The organism is Streptomyces sp. NPDC054956 (assembly GCF_053609185.1).
This window is the reverse complement of the sequence record NZ_JBSGXB010000246.1, coordinates 1-11,724: the sequence shown is the minus strand read 5'-3', so window position 1 is coordinate 11,724 and position 11,724 is coordinate 1. Positions and strand designations below refer to the sequence as shown.

At 73.8% G+C, this 11,724-nt stretch carries 10 protein-coding genes; 6 read left to right on the top strand and 4 right to left on the bottom strand.

Features of this window, described 5'->3' with window-relative positions; genetic code table 11:
- Positions 1-1,538 (bottom strand): DEAD/DEAH box helicase (locus ACWGDE_RS29125; protein ID WP_453392012.1); only part of this gene is annotated, 1,538 nt, incomplete at its 3' end.
- Positions 1,539-1,542: 4 nt separating this feature from the next.
- Positions 1,543-2,391, bottom strand: a complete 849-nt coding sequence (locus tag ACWGDE_RS29120) for a class I SAM-dependent methyltransferase (protein WP_453392011.1) — start codon at positions 2,389-2,391, stop codon at positions 1,543-1,545.
- 358 nt (positions 2,392-2,749) lie between these two features.
- On the opposite strand from ACWGDE_RS29120, the gene rpsA reads away from it, so the two are divergent.
- From rpsA to ACWGDE_RS29100, 4 genes are all read left to right on the top strand, one after another.
- Positions 2,750-4,264 carry a 30S ribosomal protein S1 gene (gene rpsA, locus ACWGDE_RS29115; protein ID WP_453392010.1) on the top strand — a complete coding sequence of 505 codons (1,515 nt, stop codon included), beginning with the start codon at positions 2,750-2,752 and terminating at the stop codon, positions 4,262-4,264.
- A 233-nt stretch (positions 4,265-4,497) separates the two neighbouring features.
- Positions 4,498-5,436, top strand: a complete 939-nt coding sequence (locus ACWGDE_RS29110; protein WP_453392009.1) for a PAC2 family protein — start codon at positions 4,498-4,500, stop codon at positions 5,434-5,436.
- Positions 5,437-5,503: 67 nt separating this feature from the next.
- Entirely contained in the window at positions 5,504-6,100 is a 597-nt protein-coding gene (gene coaE / locus ACWGDE_RS29105) for a dephospho-CoA kinase (protein ID WP_453392008.1), read from the top strand.
- A 50-nt stretch (positions 6,101-6,150) separates the two neighbouring features.
- The gene (locus ACWGDE_RS29100) at positions 6,151-6,549 is read left to right on the top strand and encodes a tetratricopeptide repeat protein (RefSeq protein ID WP_453392007.1); all 399 of its coding nucleotides are present in this window, start codon (positions 6,151-6,153) and stop codon (positions 6,547-6,549) included.
- Between the two features lie 49 nt (positions 6,550-6,598).
- Here the strand turns inward: ACWGDE_RS29100 and ACWGDE_RS29095 are convergent, their stop codons facing one another.
- Both ACWGDE_RS29095 and ACWGDE_RS29090 read right to left on the bottom strand, forming a co-directional pair.
- Positions 6,599-6,856: a DUF6343 family protein gene (locus ACWGDE_RS29095; RefSeq protein ID WP_453392006.1), complete on the bottom strand. Its 258-nt coding sequence runs from the start codon at positions 6,854-6,856 to the stop codon at positions 6,599-6,601.
- Positions 6,857-6,961: 105 nt separating this feature from the next.
- Positions 6,962-7,579 (bottom strand): hypothetical protein, encoded by a 618-nt coding sequence (locus ACWGDE_RS29090; RefSeq protein ID WP_453392005.1) that lies wholly within the window; start codon positions 7,577-7,579, stop codon positions 6,962-6,964.
- Positions 7,580-7,788: 209 nt separating this feature from the next.
- On the opposite strand from ACWGDE_RS29090, the gene ACWGDE_RS29085 reads away from it, so the two are divergent.
- Positions 7,789-9,051, top strand: a complete 1,263-nt coding sequence (locus ACWGDE_RS29085) for a helix-turn-helix domain-containing protein (protein WP_453392004.1) — start codon at positions 7,789-7,791, stop codon at positions 9,049-9,051.
- Positions 9,052-9,179: 128 nt separating this feature from the next.
- A partial coding sequence (locus ACWGDE_RS29080; protein ID WP_453392003.1) for an SNF2-related protein occupies positions 9,180-11,724 on the top strand: 2,545 nt, incomplete at its 3' end.

Genomic DNA, 11,724 nt, shown 5'->3' with positions numbered 1-11,724 from the left:
GGGGAATGCCCCGCAGGGCTTCCTTCGGCGGCGGCGCGCTCCAGGCGCTTGGCCTCCGCGCGCCAGCGGGACGCGTACGGGTCGCCGCCCGCGCGGGCCCGGCGCCAGGCGGCGGCCAGGTCGTCCCCGTACTCGCGCGGCGGCTCCTCGCTCAGCAACGCCACGACTTCCGCGGCCCGCCGGGGCCCCACCGCGGCGGAGCCGTCGAGCAGGGCCCGGGCCAGTCGCGGGTGCAGCCCGAGGCGGGCCATCCGGGCACCGCGGGGCGTCGGCTGCCCCGCCGGGGAGACCGCGCCCACGGCGAGCAGGACTTCGCGCGCCGCGGCCATCGCTCCGGCCGGCGGCGGGTCGAGCAGGGCCAGGCCGGCCGCGTCGGGGTCGCCCCAGCAGGCGGCCTGGAGGGCGAACTGCGCCAGGTCGGCGATCCGGATCTCGGGGGAGGGGTAGGCGGGCAGCCGCCCGTCCTCGGCTTCGGCCCAGCAGCGGTACACCGTGCCCGGGGCCTCGCGCCCGGCCCGGCCGGCGCGCTGGCGGCCGGCCGCGCGGGACGCCCGTACGGTCGCCAGCGCGCCCAGGCCCCGCGCGTGGTCGACCCGGGGTTCGCGGGCCAGCCCCGAGTCCACGACGATCCGTACGCCGGGCACGGTCAGGCTGGATTCGGCGACGGCGGTGGAGAGGATGACCCGGCGGTGGGACGCGGGCGACAGCGCCGCGTCCTGTACGGCGGCCGGGGCGCGGCCGTGCATCTGCAGGACCTCCGCGTCGGCCCCGCCGAGCTGCCCGGCGACCCGGGCGATCTCGCCGACGCCGGGCAGGAAGCACAGGACGTCGCCGGAACGTTCCGCCAGTGCCCGCCGGACCACCGAGGCCACGTGCGTCAGCTGCGCCGGGTCCACGCGCATCCCGTGCGGGGGCCGCACCGGCCGGGCCGGCGGGGCCCACACGGTCTCCACCGGGTAGGAGACGCCGGCCGCCTCCACGACGGGGGCGCCCCCCAGGCTGCCACGACCAAGAAGCTGCGCCCAGCCGGCCGCGTCCGTGGTCGCCGAGGCCGCGACGAGCCGCAGCTCCGGGCGCAGGGTCTCGCGTACGTCCAGGAGGAAGGCGGCGACGGTGTCGGCGTCCAGGTGCCGCTCGTGGCACTCGTCCAGGATCACCAGGTCGGTCCCGGACAGTTCCTGGTCCCGCTGGAGCCGTTGGAGCAGCACCCCGGTGGTGACCACCTCGATCACGGTGGAGGGTCCCACCACCCGCTCGCCGCGCACCGTGAAGCCCACGGAGGCGCCGACCTGCTCGCCGAGCAGCCAGGCCATCCGGCGGGCCGCCGCGCGGGCGGCGATCCGGCGGGGTTCGGCGACCACGACCCGGCGGCGCGGGCCGCCCCCCGTCAGCCCCGCCAGTACCAGGGGCACGAGCGTGGTCTTGCCGGTCCCGGGCGGGGCGCACAGGACGGCGGTGCCGTGGGCGTCCAGCGCCGAGACCAGCGCGGGCACGGCTTCCCGGACGGGAAGGGAGTCGAGGTCGGCCGTACGGATCACGGTGTCAGTCCCGCTCGCACACGAAGATCGCCGTGCCGGGGATGAGGTTGCCGCGCAGCGGGGACCAGCCGCCCCACTCCTGGTGGTTCCAGGCGGGCCACTCCGGCTCGACCAGGTCGAGGAGGCGGAAGCCGCCCGCGACCACGTCCCGTACCCGGTCGCCGATGGTGCGGTGGTGCTCCACGTACACGGCGCGGCCCTGCTCGTCCTGCTCGACGTACGGGGTGCGGTCGAAGTAGGAGGCGGCCACGGACAGGCCCTCGGGGCCGGGCTCGTCGGGGAAGGCCCAGCGGATGGGGTGGGTGACGGAGAAGACCCAGCGGCCGCCGGGGCGCAGGACGCGGTGGACCTCGCGCATGACGTTCACGGGGTCGGCGACGAAGGGGACGGCGCCGTAGGCGGAGCAGGCGAGGTCGAAGGAGCCGTCGCGGAAGGGGAGGCGTCCGGCGTCGGCCTCGACGAGGGGGACGTCATCGCCGATGCGCAGGGCGTGCTGGAGCTGGCGGTGGGAGAGGTCCAGGGCGACGGGGCGGGCGCCCTGGGCGGCGAGCCAGCGCGAGCACTGGGCGGCGCCGGCGCCGATCTCCAGGACGTCCTTGTCCTTGAGGGAGGCGGCGGGGCCGAGGAGGGCCGCCTCCGCCTCGTCCAGGCCCTCGGGGCCCCAGACGAAGCGGTCGTCGCCGAGGAAGGCCCCGTGCTCGTTCTGGTACTCGTCGGCGTTGCGGTCCCACCAGCCACGGCTCGCGCGGCTGCTCTCCGCTTCCCCGGCGTCACGCCGGGTGGCCTCGGAGTCGTCCTCCGCGGCCGAGCCGGCTTCGTACGCTTCTTCGGGGGCGTAGTCCTCTTGGTTCATGGGGCCCGTCGTCGTAGTCTGCGAATGTCTGCGGAAAGCGGGCGGGAAGGGCCATCGGCGCCTGCCCGCCCACTAATTGTGCCGGTTGTGTGGCGATCCGCCCGGGGTGTGCGCCTTCGCGCATTGACCCTGTCCGGCTGCCCCCGTATGCTACAAGTTGCGCTGCGAGCCTGTGCTCCTCAGACCTAGCAGGCTGCGCTTGTATCTGTTGATGACCCCTCGGTTTTCGAGGCCCCCACCCCGCGTTTCGCGGAACTGGGGCTTCCTTGGCTGTCCGGCTTCTTCGGCAGATGCCGATAAGGGCTCCCGGCGTAGCAGTACCTACGACTTTCTGTCCGTAACCGGAGCCCTTACCCACATGACGAGCAGCACCGAGACCACCGCCACCACCCCGCAGGTTGCGGTCAACGACATCGGTGACGAGGCAGCGTTCCTCGCCGCGATCGACGAGACGATCAAGTACTTCAACGACGGCGACATCGTCGACGGCGTCATCGTGAAGGTCGACCGTGACGAGGTTCTCCTCGACATCGGTTACAAGACCGAGGGCGTCATTCCGAGCCGCGAACTCTCGATCAAGCACGATGTCGACCCGAACGAGGTCGTCAAGGTCGGCGACGAGATCGAGGCCCTGGTTCTCCAGAAGGAGGACAAGGAAGGCCGTCTGATCCTGTCCAAGAAGCGTGCGCAGTACGAGCGCGCCTGGGGCACGATCGAGAAGATCAAGGAAGAAGACGGCATCGTCACCGGTACCGTCATCGAGGTCGTCAAGGGTGGTCTCATCCTCGACATCGGCCTCCGTGGCTTCCTCCCGGCTTCCCTCGTCGAGATGCGTCGCGTCCGCGACCTCCAGCCCTACGTGGGCAAGGAGCTCGAGGCGAAGATCATCGAGCTGGACAAGAACCGCAACAACGTGGTCCTGTCCCGCCGCGCCTGGCTCGAGCAGACCCAGTCCGAGGTTCGCCAGACGTTCCTCACCACCCTGCAGAAGGGTCAGGTCCGCTCCGGCGTCGTTTCCTCGATCGTCAACTTCGGTGCCTTCGTGGACCTGGGCGGCGTCGACGGTCTCGTCCACGTCTCCGAGCTGTCCTGGAAGCACATCGACCACCCGTCCGAGGTTGTCGAGGTCGGTCAGGAAGTCACCGTCGAGGTCCTCGACGTCGACATGGACCGCGAGCGCGTCTCCCTGTCGCTGAAGGCGACGCAGGAAGACCCGTGGCAGCAGTTCGCCCGGACCCACCAGATCGGTCAGGTCGTCCCGGGTAAGGTCACCAAGCTGGTTCCGTTCGGTGCGTTCGTCCGCGTGGACGAGGGCATCGAGGGTCTGGTCCACATCTCCGAGCTGGCCGAGCGCCACGTGGAGATCCCGGAGCAGGTCGTCCAGGTCAACGACGAGATCTTCGTCAAGGTCATCGACATCGACCTCGAGCGTCGCCGGATCTCGCTGTCGCTGAAGCAGGCCAACGAGTCCTTCGGTGCCGACCCGGCGTCGGTCGAGTTCGACCCGACCCTGTACGGCATGGCCGCGTCCTACGACGACCAGGGCAACTACATCTACCCCGAGGGCTTCGACCCCGAGACCAACGACTGGCTCGAGGGCTTCGACAAGCAGCGCGAGGCCTGGGAGACCCAGTACGCCGAGGCGCAGCAGCGCTTCGAGCAGCACCAGGCTCAGGTCATCAAGAGCCGCGAGGCCGACGAGGCCGCCGCTGCCGAGGGTGCGGCCGCTCCGGCCGCCGGTGGCAGCAGCGCCGGTGCGGGCATCTCGGGTGGTTCGTACTCCTCCGAGGGTGCGGACGAGACCTCCGGCGCCCTGGCGTCGGACGAGGCCCTGGCCGCGCTCCGCGAGAAGCTGGCCGGCGGCCAGAGCTGATCGCAGCAGCGCGACACGCCGCCCGCTCGCGGGCGGCGTGAGCCGAGCTGAATGTTCCACGGCAAGGCCCGTCCCCTTCGGGGGGCGGGCCTTCCCGCGTTGTACGGGCGCCCCGCGCGGGCCGCGGCGGACCGCGAAGATCGCACGGGTTGCGGTGAATACCGCCAACTGGGGAATGGTCACGGCTCCTTGGACGTTCTTGGCAGAGAACGCGGCGAGGAGGAGTGGTGACGGTGCTTGATCCACAGGGTTTGTACGAATGGGACGCCAAGGGCCTGGCGGTGGCCGACCTGGCGCTCGCCCAGGACTCGGCCGGGCTGGTCATGCTCTACCACTTCGAGGGGTACATCGACGCGGGCGAGACCGGTGAGCAGATCGTCGAGCGGCTGCTCGACACCCTGCCCCACCAGGTCGTGGCCCGTTTCGACGCGGACCGGCTGGTGGACTACCGGGCCCGCCGCCCGCTGCTGACCTTCCAGCGCGACCACTGGACGGAGTTCGAGGAGCCCCTCCTGGAGGTGCGCCTGGTCCAGGACGCCACGGGCGCGCCCTTCCTGCTGCTGTCGGGCCCCGAGCCGGACGTGGAGTGGGAGCGGTTCGCCGTCGCCGTCCGGCAGATCGTCGAGCGCCTCGGCGTGCGGCTCTCCGTCAACTTCCACGGCATCCCCATGGGCGTCCCGCACACCCGGCCCGTCGGGATCACCCCGCACGGCAACCGGACCGACCTCATGCCGGGCCACCGCAGCCCCTTCGACGAGGCGCAGGTGCCGGGCAGCGCCGAATCGCTGGTGGAGTTCCGCCTCGGCCAGGCCGGGCACGACGTACTGGGCGTCGCCGCCCACGTACCGCACTACGTGGCGCGCTCGCCGTACCCGGACGCCGCGCTGACCGTCCTGGAGGCGATCACGGCCGCGACCGGGCTGGTCCTGCCGGCGGTCGCGCACGCGCTGCGCACCGAGGCGCACCGCACCCAGACGGAGATCGACCGGCAGATCCGGGAGGGCGACGAGGAGCTCGTCAGCCTCGTCCAGGGACTGGAGCACCAGTACGACGCGGCGGCCGGCGCCGAGACCCGCGGCAACATGATCGCGGAGCCCGCGGAGATCCCCTCGGCGGACGAGATCGGGCGCGAGTTCGAGCGGTTCCTCGCGGAGCGCGAGGGTGAGGGCTGAGCCACCGGGCACCGTCCGGGGCAGGGGGCTGTACGGGCCCCGGGGCGCGGAGGCTAGTCTGCCGGGCATGTTGAAAGTTGGCCTGACAGGCGGAATCGGCGCCGGCAAGAGCGAGGTCTCGCGGCTGCTGGCGGGGTACGGGGCGGTCCTCGTGGACGCCGACCGGATCGCCCGCGAGGTCGTGGAGCCGGGCACGCCCGGGCTCGCGGCCGTCGTGGCGGCCTTCGGGGAGTCCGTGCTGACCCCGGGGGGCGAGCTGGACCGGCCGAAGCTGGGGTCGATCGTCTTCGCCGACCCCGAGAAGCTGCGGACCCTCAACGGGATCGTGCACCCGCTCGTCGGAGCCCGCTCCGCCGAGCTGGAAGCCGCCGCGGGACCCGACGCGATCGTGGTGCACGACGTACCGCTGCTCGCGGAGAACGGGCTCGCGCCGCTGTACGACCTGGTCGTCGTGGTGGACGCGGCGCCCGCCACCCAGCTGGCCCGGCTCACCGCGCTGCGCGGCATGGACGAGGGGGAGGCGCGGGCCCGGATGGCCGCGCAGGCCACGCGGGAGCAGCGGCTCGCCGTGGCCACGCTCGTGATCGACAACGACGGGCCGCTGGAAGCGCTGGAACCGCAGGTGCGCAAGGTGTGGGAGGAACTCGAGGCCCGGGCGCGATAGCCGACGGGCCGCGGGGCGTTGAACACGCCGACGAAGGGAAGGTAGAGACCGTGTCCGACTCCACGCCGCAGCTCCCGCCGCCGCCGTCCTCGCCGCCGTCGCCCGAGACCCACGTCATCGACTACCGGGCCGCCGAGCAGCTCCTCGCCGCGCGCGACCCGCGCGGTGCCGTGAAACTGCTCGACTCGGTCATAGCCGCCCACCCGGAGAACACGGCGGCCCGGCTGCTGCGTGCCCGCGCCTTCTTCGCGGCGGCCCAACTGCGTCCGGCGGAGCTGGAGTTCGAGCTGGTGCTGGAGCGGGAGCCGGACAACGCCTTCGCCCACTTCGCGCTGGCCCGCACCCACGAGCGCTCCGGCCGGCCCGAGCAGGCCCGCAAGCACTTCCGGCTGGCGGCCGCGCTGGACCCCCGGCCGGACTACTTGGCGGCGGCCCGGTTCGAGGAGTAGGCCCGCTCCCGGGGCTTGGGTCCACCTCCGGTCCACTCCCTCCGGTCCGCTACCTTCGGGGCGGCTCGTACGGGGGGATGTCGGGGCCGGGCTGGTAGTGCGGGCCCTGGCGGATGTGGCGGAACACGACGGCCAGGTCCACGGCAGCCAGCACGGCGACGGCGGCGCACGCGGCGGCCCAGCCGGGCCTCGCGGCGAGCGCGAACACCGCCGCGCCGGCACCGGACCAGAGCAGTCCCCACAGGCTCAGCCAGAACCGCAGCCGCAGCGCGCTGCGGGCGGTCACCGGCTCGTTTCCCGTACGCATGGCCATCGCCTCGACGCGGTCGTCCTGCCTCTGCCTCTGCCTCTGTCCTCTGTCCTCTGTCCTCTGTCCGACCTCCTTCCATGGTCCCACCGGGGACGTGCGGCGTCAGGGGTTGAGCTTGTTCACGGCCGCGGTCGTCGTCTTCTTGAAGGCCGGGACCGGCGCGTCGGAGAGATTGCCCATCTGCCCCCACTGCACGACCGTCACGGTGGAGCCGTCGCGCCCGATCCCGTAGAGGTGCACGCCGGGCTCGGACTCCGGGAGCGAGGTGTGCACCCCGTAGACGTGCGCTCCCTCCTCGACGGAGAGCTTCCCGTAGTCCTGCCAGGAGGCCGTCCCGCCCGGGGTGGCCCGCAGCCAGTCGGCGGCGCAGGCGGCCACCTTCCGCTCGAGCGAGGCGGCGAGCCCGGCGGCGGCGCCGGCGGAGGAGGCGCGCACGGAGACCTGGACCGCGCCCGTGTCGAACTCGGTGCCGAAGACACGGTGCCAGCTCCCGGCCGCAGGGAGGGCGCCCTCCAGGCAGAACGGGGCGGACTCGGGCAGGCCCTTGGTGACCTCGCCGGCGTACCAGGGCGAGCCCGGGTGCGGGGGCAGGTCGGCGCCGCCGATGAACCCGGGCGCGGTGGCGGCGGTGGCGGTGGAGGCGGTCAGGACGAGGGCGGCGGCAGCCGCCGCTGCCGCTGCCGTGAGGGCGGTGGTGGTGCGGGCGGTGCGTCGGAACATGGCGGTCTCCCCGTGCGGGTGCGCTGGATGCGCTGGGTGTTCGGGCTGTGCGGCTGGGCTGCTGCGCCGCTGTCGGCGTAGAGCCTCTACCCGGACCGGGGCACGGGGCGACGGTTTGTGGAGGAACCGGGACACTGGAACGGCCGTACGCGCTGTCACCTGGGGGAACACCCCATGCATGGAACGGGGTAGCGGGACGGGGAGACGGCGTGGGTGAGGCGGAGAGGTCGGCCGAGGCGGAGTCGTTCGCGCGGGCGATGCGGGAGCTGAAGGACAGGTCCGCACTGAGCTACGGGGCGCTCGCGCGGCGCCTGTACACGAGCACGTCGACCCTGCACCGGTACTGCAACGGCGAGGCGGTACCCGCGGAGTTCGCACCAGTGGACCGCTTCGCGCGCGCCTGCGGAGCCACCCCGGGGGAGGCATTGGACCTGCACCGAGCGTGGCTCCTCGCGGACGCCAGACGCCGGGCGTCGGCGGTGTCAGCGGGTTCGTCCGCAGGGGTCCCGACAGGGCCCGACGGGCATGCGGCGGCGTCGGTTGCAGGGGTGCCGACGGTGGCGGGCGCAGAGGTGGATGCCGGGCCGGGCGTGCCTGTCGTGCCCGTGGTGGGGCCCAGGCGCCGCGGGCTCCTGGTCGGGGCGGCCGTGGGGGTTGCCGCGCTCGCGGCGGGGTTCGTGGCTTTCGCGCCGTCGGGTACGTCCGGTCCAACGGGCCGGACGGGTCCGGATCCGCGCGCGCCGCAGGCCGGACCGGCGGCGACGGCCGAGGTGAACCCGACGCCGAGCTCGGCGGCGGCCGCGACGGCCGTGACCGGCCCGAAGGCTTCGGTATCGGTGCCGTCGGCGTCGGCGTCGGCGGTGCCGCTGCGCGCGGGCGTACGGTCGCACGTGTGGGCGTCCGGCTGCGACCACGCGTACCTCGCCGAGCCGGGTCCCTCGGCGGTGCCACCACCTCCCGTCGAGGCGGACGCGCCCGCGTGGGCGGCGGCGCGCGGGGCCGTGCACGCGCGGACGCAGATCGTGGAGGTGACCCTGCACGGCACGGGTCCGGACGCCGTGGTCCTGCAGGACCTGGCGGTACGGGTGGCCGCGCGGCGGACCCCGCTCCCGTGGAACGTCTACGAGATGTCCCGGGGCTGCGGCGGGGCGCTCACACCGGCCGGCTTCGCGGTGAACCTGGACGCGCCGCGCCCGCTGGCCCGTCCCGTGGCGGGCAACGACGCGGGGGAGCGCATCGAGGCCCCCGCCTTCCCGCTCCGGGTCTCGGCCGCCGAACCGGCCGTCCTACGGGTGGAGGCGACCACCACCGGCTGCGACTGCGACTGGTATCTGGACCTGCGCTGGACCTCCCCCACCGGCTCCGGCACGCTGCGCGTCGACGCCGACGGCCATCCCTGGCGCACCTCCGCGGCACCCCCGGGCCGCCCGGTGTACGGCTTCGCCCACGAGCAGGCCCGCTGGACCCGCTGAAACCCGTGCCCGGCGCTCCGTGCCCCGGCGGCGGGTGAATCTGCAGGTCAGGTGGATTGTCAGTGGGCGCGCCTAGACTCGTCGGCAGAGGGATCAGTACGGCCGTCCGAGGGTGAAGGGGGGACAGCATGGTGCGGGGGCAGGCTTCTGTGGAGCCGGGAGGGCTGCTTCGCTGTGCCGCTGTGTTCGTGCCCGGGGCCGTTCCGCGGGAGAGCCGGATCGCCTTCTGGGCGCCCGACGGGGGATCGCTGCCCGCCGAAGGCGAGGGCAGAGGTGTGCCTGGGGCGTTGGGGGTTGTTCGGGCGCACGGTGACGGGGTCCGTCGTCGGGACGTGCCCGCTGTCTTCCTCACGGTGACCGCCGCCCTGCCGTTGCTCGTGCGCGCGGTTCGCAGTCCTGCCGCGCATCCCGCGACGCGGGCCTGGGGGACCGCCGCCGTTCAGGCGCTGACGCTCGTGGCCCGGGGGCGGCTGCTGCCCGGGCTGACCCCCGAGGGGATCGACGCCTGGCGGGCCGGGCCCCTGGACGCCGAGGACGTCGGGCACCTGCGGGCGGTTGCCGCCGCGATGCCCCACGAGGGGTACGCCACTCCGCTCCCCGGCCGGCGCCCGCTGCAACTGCCCGAACCGGTCGCGCTGGTCCGGGCGTTCCTCGACGCCGTCGCCGACAGCCTGCCCCGGACCCCGGCGGCCCCCTTCGCCGCGGGCCGGCCGTTCGCCGCCCGGGAGCCGCAGCACGTCCCGGGCATGCGGGACTGGGTGGCGCAGGTCGCCTCCGGCGCGGACGCCGGCGTCGGGATCTCGCTGCGGCTCGACCTGTCCTCCTTCCGGCTCTTCGACGAGGCCGAGGGGGAGGACACCCGCCGCGCCGGGGCCGCCGTCGTCCAGGTGCACAGCCTCGCCGACCCGACGCTGGTCACGGACGCCTCGATTCTCTGGGCGGGCGCCGCCGCGGCCGGCTTCGGACCCCGCGCCCGGATCGACGCCGTGCTCGCGCTGCGCCGCGCGGCCCGGGTCTGGCCGCCGCTGCTGCGCCTGCTGGACCAGCCGGTCCCCGATGTCCTGGCCCTCTCGGACGCGGAACTCGAAGACCTCCTCGGCCGCGCCGCGACCCGGCTGGCGGCGGCCGGAGTCCTGGTCCACTGGCCGCGCGACCTGGCCCGTACGCTGTCGGCGACCGCGGTCGTACGCTCCACCGCGCCCGGGTCCGCCACCGACGGCACCGCCTTCTTCGACGCCGAGCACCTCTTCGCCTTCTCCTGGGAGCTGGCGCTGGGCGGCGACCGGCTCACCCCGGGGGAGATGGATGCGCTCGCGCAGGCCCACCGGCCCGTCGTGCGGCTGCGCGACCAGTGGGTGCGCGTCGATCCGGAGCTGGTGCGCAAGGCGCGCAAGCGGGAGCTGGGCCTGCTGGACCCGGTGGACGCGCTGGCCGCCGTCCTTTCGGGGACGACCGAGGTCGAGGGCGAGCCGGTGGAGGCGGTCCCCGTCGGGGCGCTCGCCGCCCTGCGCGACCGGCTGACCGGGGAACTGGCCCCGCTGCCCCAGCCCGCCGGGCTCAAGGCGACCCTGCGCGACTACCAGGCCCGCGGCCTGGCCTGGCTGGACCTGATGACCTCGCTCGGACTCGGCGGCTGCCTCGCCGACGACATGGGACTGGGCAAGACGGTCACGCTGATCGCCCTCCACCTGCACCGGGACCGCCCCGAGCCGACGCTGGTGGTCTGCCCGGCCTCGCTGCTGGGCAACTGGCAGCGGGAGATCGAGAAGTTCGCCCCCGGCACCCCGGTGCGCCGCTTCCACGGAGCCGGCCGCAGCCTCGAAGGGCTCGAGGGCGGATTCGTTCTCACCACCTACGGGACGATGCGCGCGGGAGCGGCCCGGCTGGCCGAACAGCCCTGGGGCATGGTCGTCGCCGACGAGGCCCAGCACGTCAAGAACCCGCACTCGGCGACCGCCAAGGCACTGCGCACGATCCCGGCGCCCGCGCGGGTGGCGCTGACCGGTACCCCGGTGGAGAACAACCTCTCCGAGCTGTGGGCGCTCCTCGACTGGACCACGCCGGGGCTGCTCGGCCCGCTCACCACGTTCCGGGCCCGCCACGCCCGGCCCGTGGAGCACCAGACGGAGGAGGACGGCGGCAACGAGGCGGCGGTGGCCCGACTGGCCGCGCTGGTACGGCCGTTCCTGCTGCGGCGCAAGAAGTCCGATCCCGGGATCGCGCCCGAGCTGCCGCCGAAGACGGAGACCGACCACCCCGTCTCGCTCACCCGCGAGCAGGTCTCCCTCTACCAGGCCGCGGTCGACGAGGCGATGGCCGTGATCGGCGCGAGCGAGGGCATCGAGCGGCGCGGCATGATCATGAAGCTGCTGGCCTCGCTCAAGCAGATCTGCAACCACCCCGCGCAGTATCTGAAGGAGGCGGAGCCCCGGATCGCGCACCGCTCCGGGAAGCTGGCCCTGCTCGACGAGCTGCTCGACACGATCCTGGCCGAGGGCGGCTCGGTGCTGGTCTTCACGCAGTACGTGACGATGGCCCGCATCATCGAGCGGCATCTGACCGCGCGCGGGATCTCCCACCAACTGCTGCACGGGGGTACCCCGGTGGCCCGCCGCGAGGAGCTCGTGGACCGTTTCCAGGCCGGCGAGAGCCCCGTCTTCCTGCTCTCCCTCA